This is a genomic window from Micromonospora sp. NBC_00617 (assembly GCF_045161355.1).
In the GTDB taxonomy this organism is placed as follows: Bacteria; Actinomycetota; Actinomycetes; order Mycobacteriales; family Micromonosporaceae; genus Micromonospora.
Window position 1 is genome coordinate 3,987,754 of sequence record NZ_CP107751.1, and the last position, 23,143, is coordinate 4,010,896.

Here is a 23,143-nt window from a genome sequence, read left to right on the forward strand (position 1 = left end):
CACGCAGCAGATGCCGGCAATGCGCGACGGGCACCGAGAGCCGATGCCGTCGCCGGGTACGGAGACCAAGCAGGCGTTCCTGACGACGGAATTCTGGGTCTACGCCGCCGCCGTCGCGCTCGTGGTGATCGCCGCGTTCTGGCGGGGCTCCGCCACCAACGGATTGAACATCAACAACCCGAACCAGGCATGGTGGTATCTGACCGTCCTGACCGGTGGTTACCTAATCAGCCGTGGTCTGTCGAAGGCCGGCTCCGCCCGCCGGTCCGGCAAGGAGCGAAGCATGCGCTGACGCCTCCTGCGTGAACGGTGGCCTCCGGGAAAGTTCTCCCGGAGGCCACCGTCGTCTGTGGAAGCGTTACTCGTCGCCGCCGAAGTCGCCGAAGTCGCCCTCGAAGGCGTCCTCGATCATCTCTCCGGCGATCATGCCGCCGGCGACGCCGAGCGCCGCGCCGGCGACCATGCCGCCCACGCCCATGCCGCCACGGCCGTGACCGTGGCCCGGACCGTAGCCGTGACCGTGGCCGTGGCCGTGGCCGTGGCCGTACTGGGAGCGCAGGCTGCCGTAGCGGGACGTGGTCTCGCGCAGCCAACCGTCGACGACCTGCGCCCAGTCGACGCGGTCAACGTCGACGTGGGACACCTGGTAGCGGCCGATGGCGTCGTGCCCGGCGCTGAGGAAGCCGCCGCGCTTGTCACACTCCAGGATCACCTCGACGCCGCGCTGGCTCGTCACGAAGGTCAGCTCGACCTCGTTGATGGTGCCCGCGTACTGCGGGGAGGCGAAGAACTCGATCTCCTGGTAGAACGGCAGCGTCTGCTGCACGCCCCGGATGTGGCCGCGCTCCAGGTCGGCGTGCTTGAACCGGAAACCGAGCCGCTGGAACGCCTCCAGGATCCGCTCGTGCACCGGCAGCGGGTGCACCGCCACCTGGTCCAGGTCGCTCTTGTCGACGGCGCGGGCGACCAACAGCTCCGTCCGCAGGCCCATCGTCATGCCGTGCAGGCGCTGGCCGTACACGTCGGTGATCGGGGTTTCCCACGGCACCGGGAGCTGGAACGGGATCGACAGCTCCTGCTTGGGCGCGAGCTGGAACGCGCCGCTCACGGACATCCGGTGAAACTCCATTGTGCCCGCGTGCTCCGTGTCGTGGCCCTCGACCTCGACCCGGGTGATCAGACCGATCACCACCTGCTCGATGGCCGCCGGGCTGTCACCGCCGACGAGGTTGACCTGCCCGTCGAGGGTCAGGCCGGGCCGGGTGTTGGGGTTGTTCAGCACGGTGTCCACACTGGGACCGCCCACACCGAACGCGCTCAACATCTTCTTGAAGACCATCGAAACTCCTGTGCGACAGCCGACCGCTCCACTATGGAGTCGGACCTTGACTCACCGCGCACCCTATCCAGCACCCCTGTGAGGTGGCTGTGAGCGCGCCGACCGCCCGCGCTCGCGTCGGCAGGCGTCGGCAGGCTTGATCGACTCGGCTTCCTGGAAGTCGGGGTGTCCCCCGACCAGGACACCCGCGCCGTCCACCTCCCGGAGCAGCTCCGATCCGTCGTCGGAGTCGCCCGAGTCGGCGACGCGACGCAGCCGCCGCACCGCCTGGTCGAACAGGTCCGCCACCTGCTGCGCCTCCACGACCGGGATGGTGCCCGCCGGCCCGTGGAAGCCGCCACCGACTTCTGATCAACTCCACATCGCCGATGTGGGGGTGTCAGCGCGACCGGGACACCCCACATCGGCGAACCCGAGTCGATCACGGATCGGTGCGCGCGAACCTGCCACCCTTGACCCCGTTGACGAAGGCAGTCCAGTCGCTGACGCCGTAGATGAGGGTCGCCGCCGCGCGGTCCTTGCTGTCGCGCACCGCCACCCGACCAGACCCGTCGAGAACAGGCCCGGCCTCAACGCAGTTGCCGCCATTGTCGGGGCTCCTAGTGCTGATGTGCCAGGCGACTTCAGGCGTGGACTCGCTCATGACAGCTCCTCCGCGAGTGCTGTGATCAGCTTCGCCGACTCAGTCGCACTGAGTGCGGCCTCCCGGAGGCGATCGTACGCGCGGACGTACCGCGAGGCATTGCCCGATTCCAGGAAGAGACGACCACCGAGGGTTTCGGCATGAGCGACGTCCGAGTACGGCACAGGCATCCTGAAGAGCCAGAAGGTGCCATCCAGGCCGGCGTGCAGGCCGAGGGTCAGCGGGAGGACACGGATCTCGACGTTCGGCTTCGCGGTAGCGCGCGCCAGGTCGGCAAGTTGAGCAGCCATGACGCTTCTACTCATGACAGGCCGCCGCAGGGCCGTCTCCTCTATGATCACGGCGAGCCTCATTGGCGAGGGGCGGTCCAGCAACTGCTGCCGATCCATGCGCAGTTGGACCCACTTCCGGATCTCGACCTCGCCTGCGGAGCTGGGCTCGGCATTTCTGATGACCGCCTCGGCGTAGTCGCGGGTCTGAAGCAGACCGGGTATCAACAGCGCCGCGTAGGTGCAGACCAGGTCTGCTCTCGATTCCAACCAGGGAAAGTCGATGAACGAGTTGTCGTAGATCGTCTTGTCGAACCCGTTGTCCCAGCGGTCGACGCGCCAGGCGTCCTGAGCGAGCTGGATGAGCCGCTCCCGTTCCTGCTCGTCGTAGACCCCGTAAAGGTCCAGCAACGCCACTACAAGATCTCTCCGGAACGGCCACTCCGCCCGTTCGTACCGAGCCAGCGACGAAAAATCGCGCTCAAGATACTGGGCGACGTCCTTGAGGGTCAGCCCTCGACGCTCCCGCAGCTCGCGCATCTGCTGGCCCAGCCATTGAGCACGCAGGGTTCGAACGAATGGCTCTCTGTTCGCGGCCATGCTCACCTCTCCAGGCACCCTTGAAGGATTCCGTTGGTGTCGTTGCACCAATACCGGGGCCACTGGAAACGTGGCCTGCGGGTGAGGGTGATCGCCGGTCCCCGGGGAAACCCGGTGCAAACACGGCAACCGCGGCTGTGCCAACAGCCGAGAAGGTGACGAGAGGCGGCCTCGCGAGTGGCAGTCGCATACCGACTCTCGTCGGGTCTCAACTAGAGCGTCGGGATGTACGAATCCCGGCTCCGAACCGACTTGAACGAATACTTACCACGAAGCTGGCCGCTTTCGCGACCCCGACCCACCATCGACCGACGACGACAGAGGTGATCGATGACCAGAGGAGCGTTCCACGACGGCGGCCGGCTGCATCCGCGGCACGTGCGCGACCACCAGTTCGCCACCGTCGGCTTCGGCCGAAGAGGCCTCGACCCCCGGGAGGTGCGGCGGTTCCTGCACCGCGTCGCGCTCGACCTGAGCACGCTGCACCACGATCTGGCGCTGCTCAGCGAGGAGAACGCGCGGGTAAAGCGGGCGCTGCGTGCCCGGCAGGGCGCCTGGTCCGAGAGCCAGCGGAGGTGATTCCGCCGGATCGGGTCTTCGTACCGCTCCCTCGGGCCGCAGTGATGGCGTTCACCGAGTCACCCGAACCGCCGCCCCGCCACGTGCTCCACCTGCCGGTGGCGGTGGGCGACCTGGCCGGCGCACTGGAGCTGGCCCGCGCTCTCGCCCGGTCGCTGGCCACGATGTCACAGGTCGACGTCGGCGGCATCACCGTGTCGGCCGAGGACGCGCAGCACGTACGACACTGGGTCTTCTGTGACCGGATCATGCCCGATCGCCGGCGGTGTGCGCGGCCGGCCGACCACGACGAACCCTGCCGGCCCGTCGACGATCCCTGCTAGGTCTCCACGACGACCAGTTCGCCGACCTGCTCGCCGATCGTGGTGCGGGCCTCGGCGGGCATTCCGACATCCGTGATCAACACGTCGGCCGCCTCCAGCGGGGCGATGGTGGCGATGCCGATCGTCTCCCACTTGGTGTGGTCGGCGAGCACCACGAGCCGGCGGGCCGCGCCGATCAGGCACCGGTTGACGCCGGCCTCCAGCAGGTTCGGCGTGGTGAAGCCGGTGCGCGGGCTGAGCCCGTGCACACCCAGGAACAGCAGGTCGACGTTGAGCGCGCTGATCGCGGCCTCGGCCACCGGACCGGTCAACGCGTCCGACGGGGTGCGGATGCCGCCGGTCAACACGACCGTCTGGTCGGCACGCGGGTTTTGATAGAGCGCGTCGGCCACCGGGATCGAGTTGGTCACCACGGTCAGTCCGCGCACATCGGAGAGCAGGGTGGCCAGCGCGGCGGTGGTCGTCCCGGCGGACAGCGCGATGGCCATCCCCGGCTCCACCATCGTTGCCGCCCGCTCGGCGATGGCCCGCTTCTCCGTCTGCTGGCGGATCGACTTCGCGGCGAACCCGGGCTCCTCGGCCGAGCCCGGCCCGGCGAGGGTTGCGCCACCGTGGACCTTGTCCACCAGGCCGCGCTCGGCCAGCACCTCCAGGTCCCGCCGGATCGTCATGTCGGACACGCCGAAACGGCTGACCAGGTGGCTCACCCGTACACCGCCGCGCTGGCGGATCAGGTCGAGGATGGCGCTCTGCCGCTGCTGGGCCAGCATCTGGGGAACCTCCTTCGCACCGTGGCTGTCGCCCAAATCAGGACCGGTCCTCGCGGATCACGGCCACCTCGCCGGCCGGCACTGTCAGCTCACCCGTACACCGCGTCCCGGTCAACAGCTCGGTGCCGCGCGCCGCGACGCGAGCCTCGGTCTCGGTGTGGTTGATCGCGAACAGCCAGGTCCGCTCGCCGTCGCGCCGTCGTACCACCTCCACCCCGGTCGGCGCCTGCGCCACCGGACGGACCCCGGCCTCGTCGAGCAGCCGGGCGACGAGCCGGTCGGTGGCCGGCTCGTCCAGCCGGGTGCCGACGTACCACGCGGCGCCCGCGCCGACCGGCCGCCGCGTCACCGCGGGCACGCCCGGCAAGGGCCCGTCGGTGTACGACGCCAGCACCTCGGCGCCATCGGCGTGCAGCCATTCGGTCCACACGTCGGCGGTGCTGCCGTCATCGAGCCGGACCCGCTCGCCGTCGCGCAGCGGGAAGAACTCCTCGGTCCGTACGCCCAGCAGGTCCCGGAACGCTCCGGGGTAGCCGCCGAGGCGGATGTGGTCGTTGGGGTCCACGATGCCGCTGAAGTAGGTGACGGCCGCCGTGCCACCGCCCTCGACGAACCGGCGCAGCTCGTCGACCTCGGCGTCGCGGACCAGGTAGAGAGTGGGCACCAGGACCAGACGGTAGCCGCTGAGGTCGGCCGACGGGTGGACGATGTCGGCGGTCACTCCGGCCCGCCACAGCGCGCCGTAGAGGGCGTTCATCCGGTCGGCGTAGGTGACGTCGGCGCTGGGGTGCGAATCCAGCTCGACCGCCCACCACGCCTCCCAGTCGAACAGGATCGCCACGTCGGCGTCCACCCGGCTGCCGCGGATCTCGGCCAGCGCCTTGAGGTCCGCGCCGAGCTGGCAGACCTCGCGGAACACCTTGGTGTCCGGGCCTGCGTGCGGCACCAGCGCGGAGTGGAACTTCTCCGCGCCGGCCCGGGAGGCCCGCCACTGGAAGAACAGCACCCCGTCGGCGCCCCGGGCGACGTGCGCCAGGCTGTTGCGGCGCAGCTGCCCGGGCAGCTTGGCCACGTTGCGCGGCTGCCAGTTGACCGCGCTGGTGGAGTGCTCCATGAGCAGCCACGGGTCGCCGCCGGCGACGCCCCGGGTGTGGTCGGCGGCGAGCGCCAGCCCGAGGTGCGCCTGGGGGTCGGCGGCGGTCAGGTAGTGGTCGTTGGACACCAGGTCCACATCGTCGGCCCAGGACTGGTAGTCCATGTGCTTGACGCCCATGCCGATCATGAAGTTGGTGGTGACCGGCTGGCGGACCAGCGTCTTGAGCACCTCGCGTTCGGCGCGCAGTTGGGCGCGCAGTTCGTCGGAGGAGAAGCGCAGGAAGTCGAGCTGCTGCGTGGGGTTGGCGAAGGCCGTCACCGTGCGCGGCGGGATGATCTCGGCCCAGTCGCCGTAGCGCTGACTCCAGAACGCGGTGCCCCAGGCGTCGTTGAGCCGGTCCAGGTCGCCGTAGCGTTCCCGCAGCCACCCCCGGAACGCCTCGGCGCTGACGTCGCAGTAGCAGTGCACGTTGTGGCAGCCCAGCTCGTTCGAGACGTGCCACATGACCACGGCGGGGTGCTCGGCGTACCGGCCGGCGACCGCCCGCACCAGCTCCAGGGAGCGCTCGCGGAACACCGGGGAGCTGGGGCAGTACGCCTGCCGCCCGCCCGGCCAGAGGATCGCGCCATCGGCCCGGCGGGGCAGTGTCTCCGGGTGCGCGCGGGCCAGCCAGGGTGGCGGGCTGGCGGTGGCGGTGGCCAGGTCGACCTGGATGCCGCCGTCGTGCAGCAGATCCAGGACCCGGTCGAGCCAGCCGAACTCGAACCGGCCCGGGGCGGGCTCCAGCAGAGCCCAGGAGAAGATGCCGACGGAGACCAGGTTGACCCCGGCCCGGCGCATCAGCTCGATGTCCTCCGACCAGGTCTGCTCGGGCCACTGCTCGGGGTTGTAGTCGCCGCCGAAATAGATGCCGTTCCCCTGCCATCGCCGCATGACAGCTGAGGGTGCACCTGCCGCCGCACGGAAGTCAACAGGTTCCAACATCGACGTGCTTTCCAACGTTTACCACGTAACAGCCGTATCACGACTGGGTTATCAGAGGCGAACAGACCTCTTGACAGCGGCCTATGGAGGGGTAGCTTGAGGCCCCACTGGCCGATCGTGTTCGCCAATGTGGATTCTCGGTGGATCACGATGCGTATTCACAAGGCCGGACGCGCTTTTCACCACCCCTGACGGCCCTTGGGCGTAGCACCTCTTCATCAGCAGGAGGCACAGATGTCCCGTCCCCGATCCCAAGCCGAGTACCTGGCTCGGCTCGTACCGCCCTCCGTTGCCGGCATCAACCGACGGTCGCTGCTGGCCGGCGCGGCCGGCACGGGCGCGCTGCTCGGCACCGGTCTGCTCGCCGGCTGCGGCGACGACTCCGGCTCCGGCGGGTCCAGTAAGGACGTCACGCTCGGATCGAACCAGTCCGACCCGAAGCCCAAGGATGTCCTCGCCAAGGTCACCGACGGGTTCAAGACCTCGTCCGGCGTGCAGGTCGCGACCAACACGGTCGACCACAACACGTTCCAGGAGAACATCAACAACTACCTCCAGGGCAAGCCGGACGACGTCTTCACCTGGTTCGCCGGCTACCGGATGCGCTTCTTCGCGCAGAAGGGCCTGGCCAGCGACATCAGCGACGTGTGGGGCAAGCTCTCCGGCTACTCCGACGCCTTCAAGAAGGCGTCCACCGGCGACGACGGCAAGCAGTACTTCGTCCCGGCGACGTACTACCCGTGGGCGGTCTTCTACCGCAAGTCCGTGTGGCAGCAGCACGGCTACCAGGTGCCCACCACCCTGGACCAGTTCACCGCGCTCGGTGCGCAGATGAAGAAGGACGGCCTCACCCCGATCGCGTTCGCCGACAAGGACGGCTGGCCGGCGATGGGCACCTTCGACATCCTCAACCTGCGCATCAACGGCTACCAGTTCCACGTCGACCTGATGGCCGGCAAGGAGGCCTGGACCTCCGACAAGGTCAAGAAGGTCTTCGACACCTGGGCCGGCCTGCTCCCCCTGCACCAGCCGGACAGCCTCGGCCGCACCTGGCAGGAGGCCGCGCAGTCGTTGCAGCAGAAGAAGAGCGGCATGTACCTGCTCGGCCTCTTCGTCGGTCAGCAGTTCAGCAACGACGAGCAGGACGACCTCGACTTCTTCACCTTCCCCGAGATCGACCCGTCGATCGGCGCGAAGGCTCTGGACGCCCCGATCGACGGCTACATGATGGCCCGCAAGCCCAAGAACGAGGACAACGCCCGCAAGCTGCTGGAGTACTTCGGTGGCAAGGCCGCCGCGGACATCAACCTCAAGAACGACCCGGCCGTCCTCGTCGCCAACAGTGGCGCGGACGTCGGCGGCTACACGGCCCTGCAGAAGAAGGCCGCCGAGTTGGTCGGGTCGGCCACCGAGATCGCGCAGTTCCTCGACCGGGACACCCGGCCGGACTTCGCCTCCACGGTGATGATCCCGGCGATCCAGCAGTTCATCAAGAACCCCAAGGACATTGACGGTCTGACCTCGTCCATCGAGAACCAGAAGAAGTCGATCTTCACTGACTGACGGCGGAAGGGGGAGGACATCGTGTCCGACCTGCCCCTGATCCAAGCGGATCGCGCCGTGCCGCCGCCGGCCGCGACCACCCCAACGGGTGGTCGTCGCCGGCGGCTACGGCTCCTGTCCCGCACCGACCGCGTGGTCATCACGCTGATGGTGCTCGTCCCGCTGCTGCTCGTCACCGCCTTCGTCTGGCTGCCGGCGCTGGCGACCGTGGTGCTCTCCGGCACCGACTGGGACGGCATCGGCCCACTGAACGAGATCGACTTCGTCGGCGCGCGCAACTACAGCGACGTCGTGAACATCTACCCGCCGTTCGTGCCGGCGATCCAGCACAACCTGCTCTGGCTGGCCGTACTGTTCGTGGTCGCCACCCCGTTCGGCATGTTCCTGGCCGTACTGCTCGACAAGGAGCTGCGCGGCAGCCGCTTCTACCAGACGGCGTTGTACCTGCCGGTGGTGCTCTCGCTGGCGCTCATCGGCTTCGTCTGGCAGCTGCTCTACTCCCGCGACCAGGGTCTCATCAACGCCGTCTTCGGCAGCAACATCGACTGGTACGGCGACTCGAACGTCAACATCTGGGCGGTCATGATCGCCTCCAGCTGGCGGCACGTCGGCTACATCATGCTGCTCTACCTCGCCGGCCTGAAGGGGGTCGACCCGTCGCTGCGGGAGGCCGCCGCCGTCGACGGCGCGTCGGAGAGGCGCACGTTCTTCCGGGTGGTGTTCCCGGTGCTGCGGCCGATCAACATCATCGTGCTGGTGGTGACGGTGATCGAGTCGCTGCGCGCGTTCGACCTGGTCTGGGTCGTCAACAAGGGACGCAACGGTCTGGAACTGATCTCGGCGCTGGTCACCCAGAACGTGGTGGGTGAGGCGAGCCGGATCGGCTTCGGCTCGGCGCTGGCGACGATCATGCTGGTCGTCTCGCTGGTCTTCATCACCATCTACCTGGCGACCGTGATGAGGGAGAACCGGGAATGAGCACCGCGACCGTGTCCCGGCGTACCGAGGGTGGCACCGACGCCCCGGTCCGCCGCCGCAAGCTGACCCCGGCGCGGCTGCTGCTGCACGGCTTCCTCATCGTCGTCTCGCTGGCCTGGCTCTTCCCGATCGCCTGGGCGGTGCTGACCTCGCTGCGCTCCTACCAGTACACGGCCGCCAACGGCTACGTCTCGTTCGGCGGCTGGACCATCGACAACTACGTCACCGCCTGGCAGACGGCGGAGTTCGGCAAACACTTCCTCAACTCGGTCTACATCACCGTGCCGGCGGTGCTGCTGACGCTCTTTCTCGCCTCCTGCGTGGCGTTCGTCATCGCCCGGTTCAACTGGAAGATCAACCTCGTTCTGCTCGGGGTGTTCACCGCCGCCAACCTGCTGCCGCAGCAGGCGTTGCTCATCCCGCTGTTCCGGCTGTTCACCGAGGTGCCGCTGCCGGAGTTCATGAGCGACTCCGAGCTGCTCTACGACAGCTACTGGGGCCTGATCCTGATCAACGTCGCCTTCCAGTGCGGGTTCTGCGTCTTCGTGCTCAGCAACTACATGAAGGCGCTGCCCCGCGACCTGTACGAGGCGGCGATGGTCGACGGTGCCAGCGTCTGGCGACAGTACTGGCAGGTCACCATGCCGCTGTGCCGGCCGGCCCTGGCAGCGCTCGCCACCCTGGAAGTGACCTGGATCTACAACGAGTTCTTCTGGGCCACCGTCCTCATGCGCACCGGCGACAAGTTCCCGGTGACCAGCTCGCTCAACAACCTGCGCGGCGAGTTCTTCACCGACAACAACCTGGTCTCGGCGGGCAGCGTGCTCGTCGCGATCCCCACCCTGGTGATCTTCTTTATGCTCCAGCGGCACTTCGTCCGGGGCCTGACCTTGGGAGCCTCCAAAGGATGACGATCCTGCACCTGCGCCGTGCGCGGACCAGTCTGGTGCTCGACGCGCGCGGCCCGGGGCTGCCCCGGGTCGTGCACTGGGGCGGCGACGTCGGCGACCTCGACGACGACGCCCTGCGCCAGCTCACCGACGCGACCGTGCCACCCGTGGTGCCGAGCAGCTTCGACGAGCCGCCCGCACTGTCCCTCCTGCCGGAGGCGAGCGCCGGCTGGAGCGGCCGGCCGGGACTGGTCGGGCATCGCGACGGGCGGGACTGGTCCACCGCGTTCCAGCTCGACGGTCTCGACGTCGACCAGCCCTCCGACGCTCCGGCGCGGGTCATCGTGCGGGCGTCGGACCGGGCCGCCGGGCTGGGCCTGACCATCGAGATCACGCTGGACCCGTACGGTCTGCTGACCATTCGCCATCGCCTGCGCAACGACGGCGACGGCGCGTACGAGGTGCACGGGTTGACGCCGGTGCTGCCGGTGCCGGCGGTCGCCACCGAACTGCTCGACCTGACCGGCCGCTGGTGTCGGGAACGCTCGCCACAACGGCACCCGTGGCAGCACGGCGCCTGGGTGCGCGAGGGCCGGCACGGGCGCACCGGGCACGACGCCACGCTGCTGCTGGTCGCCGGCACCGCCGGGTTCGGCTTCGGCCACGGCGAGGTCTGGGCGGTGCACACCGCGTGGAGCGGCGATCACGTCACCGTCGCCGAGCGGCGTCCCACCGGTGAATCCACTCTCAGCGGCGGCGAGCTGCTGGCACCCGGCGAGATCCGGCTCGCCCCCGGCGAGGAGTACGACACTCCCCTGCTCTACGCCGTCTGGTCCGACGTCGGGCTGGACGGGCTCAGCGACGTACTCCATTCGCATCTGCGGGCCCGGCCCGGACACCCCCGCTCCCCCCGCCCGGTGACCCTCAACGTCTGGGAGGCGGTCTACTTCGACCACGACCTGGACCGGCTGCGGGCCCTCGCCGACCGGGCCGCGCACCTCGGGGTGGAACGGTTCGTGCTCGACGACGGCTGGTTCCGCGGCCGGCGCGACGACACCGCCGGGCTCGGCGACTGGTACGTCGACCAGGGCGTCTGGCCCGACGGCCTGCAACCGCTCATCGACCACGTGACCGGCCAGGGCCTTCAGTTCGGCCTGTGGGTGGAGCCGGAGATGGTCAATCCCGACTCCGACCTGTTCCGCGCGCACCCGGACTGGCTGCTGGCCGTGCCGGGGCGGCTGCCGCCGGCCTGGCGCAACCAGCAGGTGCTCGACCTGGGCCGCCCGGAGGCGTACGACTACGTGCTGGAACGCCTCGACGCGCTGCTGAGCGACCATCGGGGCATCAGCTACCTCAAGTGGGACCACAACCGGGACCTCACCGAGGCCGGGCACCACGGCCGGCCCGGGGTGCACGGGCAGACCCTCGCGGTCTACCGCCTCCTCGACGAGCTGCGCCGCCGGCATCCCGGCGTCGAGATCGAGAGCTGCTCGTCCGGCGGCGCCCGGGTGGACCTGGCCATCCTGGCCCGCACCGACCGGGTCTGGGCCAGCGACTGCAACGACGCCCTGGAACGGCTCGGCATCCAACGCTGGACCGGTCTGCTGTTGCCACCGGAGCTGATCGGCACGCACATCGGCCCGGAACGCTCGCACACCACCCACCGCGTGCACGACCTGGGTTTCCGGGCGGCCACCGCGCTGTTCGGCCACCACGGCATCGAGTGGGACATCGCCTCGATCAGCGCCGCCGAGCAGACCGAGCTGGCCGCCTGGGTGGCACTGCACAAGCGGCTGCGCCCGCTGTTGCACGCCGGCCGGGTGGTCCGGGTCGACCACCCGGACCCGGCCGTCTGGGCGCACGGCGTGGTCGATCACGACACGACCCGGGCGGTGTACGCGGTGGCCACGCTGGCCACCTCGGTGGCGCAGACCCCGGGCGCGGTACGGCTGCCCGGCCTCGACCCGGCCCGGCGTTACCGGGTGCGACAGGTGGCGGGCGTACCCGCCCCGGCGACCATCGAACGGTCCGCGGCACCGTGGCTGGCCTCCGGTGTCACGCTCAGCGGGGCGGCGCTGGCCCGGGTGGGTGTGCAGCTGCCCGCGTTGCACCCGGAGCAGAGCCTGGTGCTGGAGGTCGACGAGGCCAGCTAGGGCGTGTGTCAAAGTCCTCGGTCGAGCCGAGGCGAAGTCCAGGCGGCGGTCCGGCAAGGCGGAGATCAGTCCGGATACCGGTGTTGTATCCGGACTGATCTCCAACGCGGCCGGCCGTCGTCTGGGCCCGCCGCAGGCCGGCCAGGGGCTTTGACACACGTCCTAGTCGGTCGGGCTGGTCAAGCTCGCCGGCATCGCTCTGATCATCGTGGGGGTGGTCATCGTGAACCTGACCGGGGAGCACTGACCGCAGCCGGCACGGTGGCCGGGCCCGACGCGGGCCCGGCCACCTGGCCTCGGTCAGCCTGCCGTGCAGCTCACCTCCGGCTTGGGGTTGGTGCCGGTCCAGCCGCCGAGGAAACCGAAGCTGGCGCTGGCGCCGGCCGCCAGCCGGCCGTTGTAGTCCACGTTACGCGCGGTCACCGTGGATCCGCTGCTGGTCACCGTCGCGTTCCAGGACTGGGTGACGCTCTGGCCGTTGGCGAGGGTCCACCGGGCGGTCCAGCCGGCGATCGCCGTCGAGCCGGCGGTGACCCGTACCTCGGCCTGGAAGCCGCCCTGCCACTGGTTGAGCACCGTGTACGTCGCCGTGCAGCCGCCAGCGGGCGGTGCAGTGGTCGGCGGTGCAGTGGTCGGGGGCGGCGTGGTCGGCGGGGGCGTCGTGGGAGGCGGAGTCGTGGGCGGGGGCGTGGTCGGCGGCGGGGTTCCGCCGAAGACGCTGGCCTCGCGGGCGGTCTGCCGGATGCCGTTGGTGCCGTTGAAGACCCGCTGCCCCCAGGTGGTCAGGCTGGCCGGGTTGAACGCGGTGGCCATGTCGAGATACTCCACGCCACCCCCGTTGCCGCTCCACGACCAGCCCAGCCAGCCGATCCCGTTGGCCTGGCTGTACGCGAGGATGGTGTCCTCGTCCGGGTCACCGTCGGAGTGGTTGAAGCCGAACTCACCGACCACGATGGGCAGCCCCGCCGCCCGGAAACGGCCCAGGTAGTCGGTGATCTCGGCGGCGGTGTCGAAGACGCCGTACATGTGGATGGAGAACACCGTGTTGCGGGCCGGGTCCGCGGCGAAGACCGAGGCGGCGTTGTCGCGCATGGTGAACGACCAGTCCTGCCCCCAGTTCGGGGCGTCCACCATGATGGTGTGGGTCAGCCCACCGGCCCGCAGCCGCTTGATCGCGTTGGCGTTGTCGGTGGCCCACGAGGAGTAGTTCTGGTTGCCGTACGGCTCGTTGCCGATGTTGACGATGACGTACCGCTCCTGGCCGGCCAGCACATCCTTCAGGCTGAGCCAGTAGTCGACGGCACGGTCCAGGGTGATGGCGCCGCTCTGCTCCCCGTAGCCGGTGGTGTCGTGCACCTCCAGCACGCAGATCAGCCGGTTGGCCTTGCACAGCGAGATGACGTTGGCGACGTCGGCGTTGGTGTTGCGGGTCCACCGGTCGCCGCTGGCGAGCACCACCCGCACGGTGTTCGCGCCGAGCGCCTTGACGTTGGCGAACGAGCTGGTCTGCTGCGGATACCAGGTATGCGCGTGGTTGACCCCGCGCATGATGAATTCCGCGCCGTTGGCGTCGTACAGCTTGCCGCCCGCGACGGAGAAGCCGGCCGCGGCGTGCGCCGGCTGGCTGAACGCCAGCACGGCGAGGAGCAACGCGAGCATGGCCGCGCCGGCGGCGGAGAGTCGAGTCTTCATGGCCTTCCTCAGGCAGGACCCCCGCTGCCCGACAGGGGTGGGACGTGACAGGGGAAGGCGGCTGCAGCCCGACAGCCACCGCCCGACTCCCGGCGACGCTCGCATCAGCCTAGGGCGATGAATCGGCCCTAGCAACCGGTTCAGTAGCTCGGTGAGGGACGCAGACAGCCGTAACGGCCCGCGCGGACGCGGGCCGTCACGGGGCGGTCATCCCCACCACAGGATGTGCGCCAGACCGTAGGTCTTAACCGGTTAAGACGACCGTAGGCCGGTCTCCGGCATCCGTCAAGCATCGCCCGTCCGAACCGGACGAGAGGGTTGACGGCTGCTGACCTGGGTATCTCGGGACGAACCGTCGGCGAGAAGGAGAACCCGGATGGTGAGCGTCGGCTACACCCTGATGTGCGAGCAGGCCGGTCCGAAGCAGCTGGTGGACCACGCGGTACGGGCCGAGGCGGCCGGCTTCGACCAACTGGTGATCTCTGATCACTACTATCCCTGGCTCGACGCCCAAGGCCACTCCCCGTACGCCTGGTCGGTGCTCGGCGCGGTCGCGCACGCCACCTCCCGCGCGGAGCTGATGTCCTTCGTGACCTGCCCGATCCGCCGCTACCACCCGGCCGTGGTCGCGCAGAAGGCCAGCACCATCGGGGCGCTCTCGGACGGGCGATTCACCCTCGGCCTGGGCGCCGGGGAAAACCTCAACGAGCATGTCGTTGGCGGCTGGCCACACGTGCAGCAGCGCCACGAGATGTTCGAGGAGGCGCTGCAGATCATCCGGCCGCTGCTCAACGGTGAGACGTTGACCTTCTCCGGCAACCACTTCGACGTACCCGACGCCTACGTCTGGGACCGCCCCGAGCGGCCGGTGCCGATGGCCATCGCCGCCTCCGGCCGGCAGTCCGCCACCCTGGCGGCCGAGTACGGCAACGGCCTCGTCTCCACCGAGCCCGACCGGCACATCATCGAGATGTACGACGACGCCGGTGGCGTCGGCCAGCCCCGCTACGGGCAGGTGGCCATCTGCTACGGCCCGGACGAGGCCGAGTGCCGCAAGATCGTGCACGACCAGTTCCGCTGGTTCGGAATGGGTTGGAAGGTCAACGCCGACCTGCCCGGCCCGGACGCCTTCGCCGCCGCCACCCAGTTCGTCGGGAGGAGGACGTCGCCGAGGGCATCTCCTGCGGCCCGGACGTGGACGCGCACGTCGAGGCGTTCCGCAAGTTCGTCGACGCCGGCTTCACGCACGTGGCGCTCATCCAGGTCGGCGGCGAGAGCCAGCCGATGTTCCTGGACTGGGCACAGGAGCAGCTACTGCCCCGGCTGCGCCAGTTGTGAGGCTGACGACCGCCGGTCGATTCGGGCCGGACGAGCTGCGGCTCGCGATGGCCGCGCCTCGGCCGGCCGCCGGCCTGACCAGTGAGTGGCGGCTGGTCGACGGGCTGCGTACCCACACGCGGCGTCGACGTTGTCGCACTCGGTCCACAACACGATCGAGGCGGACCTGGTCCGGATCACGGCGCCGACCCTGGTCGTCAGCGGCGCGCGGGATTCCGTCGCGCCGGCTGGCCACCACGGCTCCGACGGCGGTCGCCGACGCGATCCGCCACCTTCTCGCCCCGACACTCGTGAGCAGGTGAAACCCATGCGCTTTGGCAACACGGAGATCCGGCCGCTCGGCGGCGGCCTCGGCTGCCTCCTGATGATCCTCTTCTCGATCGTCGCCTCGGTGGTGCTCACCGTCCTGCTCAACGCGCTGCTCTGAGAGCACCGTGCCGGGTGGGGCCGTCAGCGCCGCAGACCCAGGGCGCTGAGCACCTCCCGGGAAGCCAACCGGGCCGGGTCGAGCACCGATCGGCGGGTCCAGCGGGCCGCGGGGGTGACCGTGGCCCGCCAGGCCACCCGCGCGCCCTGCGCCGCCGGCACGACCGTCACCGACCAGACCCAGCGCACACCCCGCAGCAGTGGGCGCACGGTGTGCCGCCACAGCCAGCGCACGCCTCGACCGAGCGGACGCAGCAGCACCCGGTAGACCAGCCGCAGCATCCCGCCGGCCGTGCGCCACGCACCGACCACGACGACGGCGACCAGCCGACCCACGCCCCGCACCACCCACCAGATCCCCCGGGCCAACCCGACGAGCGCCGCGCCCAGCACACCGACGAGCAGGCCCAGGCCGCACGCGAGCAGCCGGCCGACGGGCCGGAGCGCCGCGCCCAGCCAGCGCAGCGGCCGCCGGACGAGGTGATCGGCGAGCCAGACCAGCACACGACCCAGACCGACGAGAGGCGGACGCAGCACGTTGCGGACCATCCACAGCAGGGGATCCCACAGCAGACGCCGAAGCGCCCGCCCCGCCGCCGAGCCCAGAGCGGCCAGCGCGCCGCCCAGCCAGACCAGCGGGGACCACACCGCCGTGCGCGCCACCCACGCGATCCCCCGCCCGAACCACACCAGCGGCAGCCAGACGAGCGTGCGGGCGCACCACAGCAGCGGCAGCCAGAGCAGCCGGTGCAGCGCCCAGGCCAGGGGGGCCAGCACCCACCGCCGCAGGAACCGGCCGGCCGGGCCGAACAGGTGCCGACGCAGCAGCCGGCCGGCAGCCGCGATCAGCTCCCAGAGCAGGCGTACCGGCAGCACCACGACCAGCGCCACGGCACGCGCGACGGCCGCGACCAGCGGGAGCGCGACGGCGGCCGGCTCCCCCGGGTCCGGAGTCGGCGCGTCACGGGCGAGACGCGCGAGCGTCGGCGCGCTCGGGCCCTCGCCGCGCGGCGCGGGTAACGAGGCGCGAACGGTCGGACGGTCGGTCACGGTGGCACGGTAACCGGGCCGTGCCAGCCCGTGGGGGTCGGCGACGGCGTACCGCGGGCGGTGCGGGCAGCATCAGTCGACGCCCAGATCCAGCGTGGTCAGCAGCGGATAGTGGTCCGAGGCGGTGTCCGCTGGTCCACCCCGGATCACCTGGCAGCCGCGCACCCGCTCGGCCACCGCGCTGCTGCCGAAGAGGTAGTCCAGCCGCATGGCGGCGAACTCGGCCCCGCCGAAGCGGGTGGGCACGGTGAGGCCGTCGGCCTCCGGCGCTCCGACGTTGGACGACGGCCACAGGTCGACGAGGTTGGCGGCGAGCAGGCGGGCGATCGCGCGAGTGTCCACGGCGCCACCGCCCCGGCGCACGTGCCGTCGCCGGTAGAGAGCGCTCAGGCCGGCCAGGCGAGCGGTGTGATCGACCGTCGGGTCGAGCGAGTTGAGGTCGCCGGCGAGCAGCGTCAGCGGCCCCGGGGCGCGACGCAGCGCCCCCACCAGCCAGTCGACCTCCATCCGCCGGCGTCCCCCGGAGTACGGACAGAGGTGGGTGCCGAGCACGGTGAGCGGGCCGGCCGAGGTGGACACCACGACGCGGGCGGCGGCGTGGTGGAACGGCCGGCGCACCGCCCCCGCGGCGAGAACCCGGTACGGCGGCCGGACCAGCACCGCCACCGGCTGCCCGAAGCAGGACCGGGCCAGGTGGGGCGTCATCCCCACCCGACCCGCCACGATGGCCATCAGCCCGTCGGAGTCGAAGCCGCGCAGCTCCTGCAGGGCCAGCACGTCCGGCATCTGCTGGTTGACGACCCGGACCACCTGATCCAGCCGGTCGGCGCCACCGCGGTCCGCACCGCCGGTGCGGATGTTCCAGGTCATCACCCGCACGGCAGCGCTCAGTCGGCGCGGCCGGCGCGCGCCAACTCGTCGTCGAGGGTGGCCACGTCGTCGGACTCGATGGCCAGCTGGTTGCCCTCGGCCAGGTCGGCGTTCGGACGGATCACGAGGTAGAGCAGCCCGATCCAGAGTGCGGAGAGCAGGATCGCGCCCATGAAGTCGGTCGGGTGGTGCATCCCCCGGTACATCCGCGACGTCGCCACCCCGGCCGGCATGAGCACGGCCACCGCCACGAAGATCCACCGCCACCAGCGGTCGGTACGCGGGAACACGATGAGGGTGATCGCCAGCCAGACGCAGATCGTCGCCGCGATGTGCCCGGACGGGAAGGAGGAGGTGGGCATCTGCCCGTCCAGGTTCTCCACCGGGGGCCGTGGCCGGTCGACCGCACGCGCCGAGGCGAGGAAGAGGGTCAGCTCACCGACCATCGCCAGCGCCACGAACAGCACGGGCCGCCATCGCCGCCACACCGCGAGCACCAGCGGGCAGAACACCAGCGAGATGAGCAGGATGGCGTGGGTGTCACCGAACTTGCTCCACCACCAGCTCACCTCGGTCAGCGTCTCGGTGTGCCGGGCGGCGAACCAGCGGGGAACCTCGGTGTCCAGGGTGTCGAAGAAGGTGCCCTTGGCGTGATAGCTGACGTACATGCCGAAGCCGTACAGCGCGCCGAACACCAGCACCCAGCCGACCAGCAGCTCGGCCACCGCCGAGCGGGGGTGCGCCAGCACGTGCTCCTCCGCCGGGGCGGGGGCGATGTCGTGCCCGGCCTCCGGCTCCAGCCCCTCGCTCAGCGGCGGCACCGGCCGGCCGCGCTCACGCCGCCACAACCGGAAGGCGTACGCGGTCACGCCCAACCACGCGGCGCCGAGCAGCCAGCCGGCCAGCACGTCGGAGACGAAGTGCACGCCCAGCGCGATGCGGGTCAGCCCGATCAGCGCCACCAGCACACCGCCGCCGACGATCGCGGGCTTGCGCCAGCGCGGCGCCAGCGCCGGCAGGAACACCAGCAGCAGCGCCCCGTACGCGACGAACGAGCCCAGGGCGTGCCCGCTCGGGAAGCTGTTGCCGGGGGCGCTGGCGATCGGCACGTCCACCACCGGACGAAGCCGGCCGACCAGCGCCTTGAGCGACGGGTCGAGGATCAGCCCACCGACCCCGGTGATGATCAGGTAGACGGCCAGCCGGGGCTGCCGCCGGATCAGCAGCCCGACCACCGCGATGGTGACCAGCCAGATGAGGATCGGCCGGCCGCCCAGATCGGTCACCGCCTGAAGCACGGTGACCAGCGGGTGGTGCGGGGCGACGAGCGAGTTGAACCACTCGGCGACCGCGTGGTCGGCGTCCTGCAACGGGCTCCACCGCACCCGCACGAGCAACAACAACAGCCCGAAGGCCATGCCGGCGCCGGTGACGGCCACCAGACCGGCGATGCTCCGTTCGGCGAAGTGACCGATTGGACGCCGAGCCACCTCTTTGACCGCGGTCACCCCGCACCTCCCTTGTTGCTCCTGGCGAGGCGCTGTACCCGATCCGGGTCAGGCGTACACCCGGGCGCGGCTCAGAGCGCCGTCATGTCGCCGGTGTCGAGCAGCTCGGCGCGGTCGGCCTCGGGCTCCCACAGGTCGGGCTGCGCCGGCTCCTCCACACCGATACGCAGCGCCTCCAACTGGGCCGCGAAGGCCAGCCCGCCGAAGAGCGCCATGCCGGTCAGGTTGGCCCAGAGCAGGAGCGCCATCATGCCGGCCAGCGCGCCGTAGGTCTGGCCGAAGCCGTCGCTGAACCGCACGTACGCGGCGAGCAGCAGGCTGGCCAGCCACCACAGGGCCGTGGCGATGCCCGCGCCGAAGAAGAGCCAGGACAGGCCGGGTTGGTTGCGGCGTGGCGCGTGCCGGAACAGCACGGCCACGGCGAGCACGGTCAGCCCGAGGCTCAGCGGGAAGCGGACCACGTCCCAGATGCCGTTGGCGACCTCGCCCCACTCGTAGTGCTTGCGGACCGAGTCGCCCATCGCCCCGCCGCCGACGAGGATCAGGAAGCCGGCCAGCGCGGGCAGACCGGCGGTGACGGCCAGGACGGCCGCCCGCAGGTATTTCCCCAGGGCCGGGCGGTCCCGCTCGACCCCGTAGATGCGGTTGGCGCCCCGCTCGATCTGGGCCATCGTGGTGGTCAGCGCGACCAGCCCGGTGAGCAGACCGAGGGTGAGCGCCAGCTCGCCGGCGTCCTCGACGCGTTCGCCCTCGCCGAGCAGCTCGCCGACCACCTGCGCGCTCTGGCCCGGGGTGAGCGCCAGCACGGTGTCGGCGACCACCTGGCCGCCCTCCTCGACACCCAGCTTGCTGATCAGACCGGTGAGGGCGATCAGGAACGGCACCACGGCGAGGCAGAGCTGCAACGCGAAGGCGCGGGAGTGGCTGAACCCGTCGCCGTAGCGGAACCGGATGAACGCGTCGCGCAGCAGGTGCCAGCCGCCCTGGCGGCGCAGTGTGTGCCAGGCGTCGTCGGCCGACAGCTCCTCGTTGGCCATCAGCCGGGTCTCCGGCACGATCCGGGTGCTACTCACGGCGCGCTTCCTCGATCAGCTGCTCGCCCCGCTCCCCGGCGCCCTGGGCGTCAACGGACAGGTCGGGGGTGTCCTCGGGCTGCGGGACGCAGAGCCAGAGCGCCTCGGGCCGGATCTCGGCCCGCAGCTGTCGACCCGGTGCGATGAGGTCGCCGTCCAGTTCCCGGGGTTGGGCCCGGTTGCTGGTGACCACCACACGGCGGCCGCGGAAGACCTCCATCTGCGGCACCTGGCCGTTGCGACGGATCACCGCCCAGCCGAGCGCGAGCCAGTGCCGCAGGTTGCGCGGGGTGAGCACGGCGACGTCGAGCCAGCCGTCGTCCGGCTCGGCCTCGGTGAGCAGGCGGACCCCGCCCTGGAGCCGGCCGACGTTGGCGATCAGCACCGAGCGGGCCCGGCGGCGCACCGGCGGGCGGTCGTCGATGCGGATCTGCACCCGCATCGGCCGGTCCCGCAGGTGCCGGGCAGCGCCCATGACGTACGCCGGCCAGCCGATGCGGGCCTTGGTGGTCTCGTTGGTGGCGGCGAGCATCTGGGCGTCGAAGCCCATGCCGGCCATGACGGTGAAGTACTGGTCCTCCACCGCGCCGACGTCGAGCAGCCGCCGACCACGTTCGACGGCGATCTGAAGCCCCGCCGCGAGGTCGGTGGAGAGGCCGAGGTTGGCGGCGAGCAGGTTGCCGGTGCCCTGCGGCAGCACGGCGAGGGCCACGTCGGTGCCGACGAGCCCGCTGACGCAGGACATCACGGTGCCGTCGCCGCCGCAGGCGAAGACCAGGTCGACGCCGGCCTTGACGGCCTGCTCGGTCTGGCCCCGGCCGGGATCGTCGACGGTGGTCTCGAACCACTGCGGCTCGGGCCAGTCGGCGGCGCTCAGGGCGTCGTTCACGGTGCGGCGCAGCCCGTCGAGATCGTCGACCTTCGCCGGGTTCACCACCACGGCGGAGCGTAGCCCGCCGTCGCCACCTGCGGGGCGCCTGTCCTGTCCAGCATCCACGGCGCCAGTGTGCAGCACCGGGCCGCCTTCAGCGACCTGGTGACGCGCCGGCGTCGGAAGTGCCACAGACAGGTTTCAACGCGTACGTCTCCGTCACGCCGCCGTCCGCAGCGCGGTCTCCACCCGTCGGCGCAGATCGTCGAGGTCGACGCCCGCTTCGGTGAGCACCAGCGCGCCCAGCCCCTGGCCTTCCCGCAGCACCCCGAGCAGGATGTGCTCGGTGCCGATGTGCTTGTGGCGCAGCCGCAGCGCCTCGCGCAGCGACAGCTCCAGCGCCTTCTTCGACCGGGGCGAGAACGGCCCGCCCAGGTAGCGTCGACGCCCCCACCGGCGGCGCGGCGCCGGCACGGCCTCGCGCAGCGCGTCGGGGCCGAAGGACTGCTCGATGCGGGCCACGATGGCGGCCAGGTCGATGCCGATCTCGCGCAGCGCCGCCGCGTCCGCATCGCCGAGGCCCGCGCCTCCGCCGCTGGTGTGCCGCCGGACCCGCTCGCGCAGGTCGTCGGCGCGCACTCCGGCGTCGGTCAGGACCCGGCTGGCCAGGCCGGCCTCGTCGGCGAGCAGGGCGAGCAGCAGGTGCTCGGTGCCGACCGGCCGCTGACCCTCGGCCCGCGCCTCCTCCAGCGCCTGCCGCACCACTCCGCGCGCCCGCTCGGTGAACCGTTCGAACATCACGCCTCCCAGGATGAGTTGACCGCCGGTCGCCCAGCGTGCTTCTTGTGCACCGCCTGCCGGCTGACCTCGAGCGCGTCGGCGATCTCCTGCCAGGACCAGCCCTGTCGACGGGCGTTGTCCACCTGGACCACCTCGAGTCGCTCGAGCAGCCGGCGCAGCGCGCGGACGGCGCGCAGCCCGACCCGGGGGTCGGTGCTGCCGGCTGCCGCCGCGAGTTCGGTCGCCTGACTCATGTCGTCAACATACGTTGACAACGCCACCGCTGTCAACCTTTGTTGACGACCGATCGCGTCGACCCCCATGCGCTGACCACCGCAGACCCGTCGGCGCGGCCCGAACCGACCCGCCGCCGCCACCACACGACTACCCTCGGTGAGGAGACAGTGCGGTCGTGCCGGGCGCGACGCCCGGGAGGTGATATCGGATGGCGGTATCCGCCGACGCGGAGGTGCTGGTCGGCCTCGGCTCGGACGGTGACCTTCCGGTCGTGGAGCAGGCCGCGCAGGAGGCCGCCGGGCACGGTCGACCCCTGCACGTCGTGCACACCTTCGACTGGCACGCGGCCTTCGAGGCGGAGACCGTCGCCGCGCCGCGCGACGAGGCCGAGAACCTGATCACCCGGGCCGCCCAGCTCGCCCACCAGGTCGAACCCGGTCTGACCGTACGCGCCGAGATCGTCGAGAGCGGCCTGCTGCCCACCCTCATCCGCCGGTCCGAAACGGCCTTCCTGCTGGCGGTCGGCGACAGCGGAATGGCCGGCAGCGCCCAGTGCGTCCCGGCCGAGACGTCCGCCGTGCAGTTGGCCGCGCGAGCCAGCTGCCCGCTGCTGGTGGTCCGCCGCGAACCGCCGCCGCAGGGCCCCGTCCTGGTCGGGGTGGACGGCTCGCCCAGCTCACACCTCGCCCTGCGGTGGGCCGTGGACTGCGCACGCGGGCGCGACGCCCGCCTCGTGGCGCTGCGGGTGGTGGAGAGCGACGAGGACACCGACGCGGTCGCCCAGCAGCTCAGCGAGGCCCTGGCCCGCCACACCGACCGCCACAGCGGGGTGCCCACCGAGTGCCAAGTCGTCCGCGGCGACCCCGGGCAGGTGCTCGTCGACACGTCCCGGTCGGCCCAGGTGGCGGTGGTCGCCGCCCGGGGCGACGAACCGGGACGAGCCATGCTCGGCGCGGTCGCCCAGTCCCTGCTCTACCACTCCCCCGCCCCGGTGATCGTCGTACGCGGCATGGCCGAGGTGCCGCTCACCGGGCCCGACGCCCGCCCGGCCCGGGACCAACGGCCCTGACCGGCCGCGTCGGCGGCGGCGAGGCTGGACCCCGGACACCCG

Annotated in this window: 22 protein-coding genes and 1 pseudogene; 9 read left to right on the forward strand and 14 right to left on the reverse strand. The window is 70.9% G+C overall.

Annotated elements, in window-relative coordinates:
* Positions 1–10: 10 nt before the first annotated feature.
* Positions 11–292 (forward strand): hypothetical protein, encoded by a 282-nt coding sequence (locus OG505_RS18210; protein ID WP_405434566.1) that lies wholly within the window; start codon positions 11–13, stop codon positions 290–292.
* A gap of 66 nt (positions 293–358) precedes the next feature.
* On the opposite strand, the gene OG505_RS18215 is transcribed toward OG505_RS18210, so the two are convergent.
* From OG505_RS18215 to OG505_RS18230, 4 genes are all read right to left on the reverse strand, one after another.
* Positions 359–1,339 (reverse strand): sporulation protein, encoded by a 981-nt coding sequence (locus tag OG505_RS18215; RefSeq protein ID WP_405425980.1) that lies wholly within the window; start codon positions 1,337–1,339, stop codon positions 359–361.
* A 63-nt stretch (positions 1,340–1,402) separates the two neighbouring features.
* Complete coding sequence (locus OG505_RS18220) at positions 1,403–1,642, reverse strand: hypothetical protein (RefSeq protein ID WP_405425982.1); 240 nt, start codon at positions 1,640–1,642, stop codon at positions 1,403–1,405.
* Positions 1,643–1,760: 118 nt separating this feature from the next.
* Positions 1,761–1,982: a DUF397 domain-containing protein gene (locus OG505_RS18225; protein WP_405425984.1), complete on the reverse strand. Its 222-nt coding sequence runs from the start codon at positions 1,980–1,982 to the stop codon at positions 1,761–1,763.
* Positions 1,979–2,851 carry a helix-turn-helix domain-containing protein gene (locus OG505_RS18230; protein WP_405434567.1) on the reverse strand — a complete coding sequence of 291 codons (873 nt, stop codon included), beginning with the start codon at positions 2,849–2,851 and terminating at the stop codon, positions 1,979–1,981. Before OG505_RS18230 ends, OG505_RS18225 begins: the two co-directional genes overlap by 4 nt.
* Before the next feature lie 330 nt (positions 2,852–3,181).
* On the opposite strand from OG505_RS18230, the gene OG505_RS18235 reads away from it, so the two are divergent.
* Positions 3,182–3,430 (forward strand): DivIVA domain-containing protein, encoded by a 249-nt coding sequence (locus OG505_RS18235; protein WP_405425985.1) that lies wholly within the window; start codon positions 3,182–3,184, stop codon positions 3,428–3,430.
* Positions 3,431–3,474: 44 nt separating this feature from the next.
* The gene (locus tag OG505_RS18240) at positions 3,475–3,753 is read left to right on the forward strand and encodes a hypothetical protein (RefSeq protein WP_405434569.1); all 279 of its coding nucleotides are present in this window, start codon (positions 3,475–3,477) and stop codon (positions 3,751–3,753) included.
* Here OG505_RS18240 and OG505_RS18245 read toward each other — a convergent pair.
* Both OG505_RS18245 and OG505_RS18250 read right to left on the reverse strand, forming a co-directional pair.
* Positions 3,750–4,523, reverse strand: a complete 774-nt coding sequence (locus OG505_RS18245; RefSeq protein WP_405425987.1) for a DeoR/GlpR family DNA-binding transcription regulator — start codon at positions 4,521–4,523, stop codon at positions 3,750–3,752. The genes OG505_RS18240 and OG505_RS18245 overlap by 4 nt on opposite strands.
* Positions 4,524–4,560: 37 nt before the next feature.
* Positions 4,561–6,552, reverse strand: a complete 1,992-nt coding sequence (locus tag OG505_RS18250; protein WP_405425989.1) for a beta-galactosidase — start codon at positions 6,550–6,552, stop codon at positions 4,561–4,563.
* 285 nt (positions 6,553–6,837) lie between these two features.
* Between OG505_RS18250 and OG505_RS18255 the strand changes: the two genes are divergently transcribed.
* From OG505_RS18255 to OG505_RS18270, 4 genes are read left to right on the forward strand one after another with little or no spacing between them, the layout of a single operon-like run.
* Positions 6,838–8,166 carry an ABC transporter substrate-binding protein gene (locus OG505_RS18255; protein ID WP_405425991.1) on the forward strand — a complete coding sequence of 443 codons (1,329 nt, stop codon included), beginning with the start codon at positions 6,838–6,840 and terminating at the stop codon, positions 8,164–8,166.
* Between the two features lie 21 nt (positions 8,167–8,187).
* Positions 8,188–9,144, forward strand: a complete 957-nt coding sequence (locus tag OG505_RS18260) for a carbohydrate ABC transporter permease (RefSeq protein ID WP_405425993.1) — start codon at positions 8,188–8,190, stop codon at positions 9,142–9,144.
* Positions 9,141–10,055, forward strand: a complete 915-nt coding sequence (locus OG505_RS18265; protein ID WP_405425995.1) for a carbohydrate ABC transporter permease — start codon at positions 9,141–9,143, stop codon at positions 10,053–10,055. Before OG505_RS18260 ends, OG505_RS18265 begins: the two co-directional genes overlap by 4 nt.
* Positions 10,052–12,187 (forward strand): alpha-galactosidase, encoded by a 2,136-nt coding sequence (locus OG505_RS18270; protein ID WP_405425997.1) that lies wholly within the window; start codon positions 10,052–10,054, stop codon positions 12,185–12,187. Before OG505_RS18265 ends, OG505_RS18270 begins: the two co-directional genes overlap by 4 nt.
* 300 nt (positions 12,188–12,487) lie before the next feature.
* Here the strand turns inward: OG505_RS18270 and OG505_RS18275 are convergent, their stop codons facing one another.
* A complete protein-coding gene (locus OG505_RS18275) occupies positions 12,488–13,879 on the reverse strand; it encodes a cellulase family glycosylhydrolase (protein WP_405425999.1) in 1,392 nt (463 codons plus the stop codon).
* A 376-nt stretch (positions 13,880–14,255) separates the two neighbouring features.
* Between OG505_RS18275 and OG505_RS18280 the strand changes: the two are divergent.
* A pseudogene (locus OG505_RS18280) lies at positions 14,256–15,217 on the forward strand (TIGR03557 family F420-dependent LLM class oxidoreductase).
* Between the two features lie 450 nt (positions 15,218–15,667).
* On the opposite strand, the gene OG505_RS18285 reads toward OG505_RS18280, so the two are convergent.
* The 7 genes from OG505_RS18285 to OG505_RS18315 all read right to left on the reverse strand — a co-directional run bounded on the left by OG505_RS18285 (position 15,668) and on the right by OG505_RS18315 (position 22,049).
* Entirely contained in the window at positions 15,668–16,693 is a 1,026-nt protein-coding gene (locus OG505_RS18285) for a hypothetical protein (RefSeq protein WP_405426000.1), read from the reverse strand.
* A gap of 72 nt (positions 16,694–16,765) precedes the next feature.
* Positions 16,766–17,563 carry an endonuclease/exonuclease/phosphatase family protein gene (locus OG505_RS18290; RefSeq protein WP_405426002.1) on the reverse strand — a complete coding sequence of 266 codons (798 nt, stop codon included), beginning with the start codon at positions 17,561–17,563 and terminating at the stop codon, positions 16,766–16,768.
* Positions 17,564–17,580: 17 nt separating this feature from the next.
* Entirely contained in the window at positions 17,581–19,071 is a 1,491-nt protein-coding gene (locus tag OG505_RS18295) for a phosphatase PAP2 family protein (RefSeq protein ID WP_405426004.1), read from the reverse strand.
* Positions 19,072–19,142: 71 nt separating this feature from the next.
* The gene (locus tag OG505_RS18300) at positions 19,143–20,144 is read right to left on the reverse strand and encodes a YihY/virulence factor BrkB family protein (protein ID WP_405426005.1); all 1,002 of its coding nucleotides are present in this window, start codon (positions 20,142–20,144) and stop codon (positions 19,143–19,145) included.
* Positions 20,137–21,141: a diacylglycerol/lipid kinase family protein gene (locus tag OG505_RS18305; RefSeq protein WP_405426006.1), complete on the reverse strand. Its 1,005-nt coding sequence runs from the start codon at positions 21,139–21,141 to the stop codon at positions 20,137–20,139. Before OG505_RS18305 ends, OG505_RS18300 begins: the two co-directional genes overlap by 8 nt.
* A gap of 93 nt (positions 21,142–21,234) precedes the next feature.
* Positions 21,235–21,813 (reverse strand): Clp protease N-terminal domain-containing protein, encoded by a 579-nt coding sequence (locus OG505_RS18310; RefSeq protein ID WP_405434570.1) that lies wholly within the window; start codon positions 21,811–21,813, stop codon positions 21,235–21,237.
* Entirely contained in the window at positions 21,813–22,049 is a 237-nt protein-coding gene (locus OG505_RS18315; protein ID WP_007457155.1) for an HTH domain-containing protein, read from the reverse strand. Before OG505_RS18315 ends, OG505_RS18310 begins: the two co-directional genes overlap by 1 nt.
* 191 nt (positions 22,050–22,240) lie before the next feature.
* Between OG505_RS18315 and OG505_RS18320 the strand changes: the two genes are divergently transcribed.
* Complete coding sequence (locus OG505_RS18320; protein WP_405426009.1) at positions 22,241–23,101, forward strand: universal stress protein; 861 nt, start codon at positions 22,241–22,243, stop codon at positions 23,099–23,101.
* Positions 23,102–23,143 lie beyond the last annotated feature (42 nt).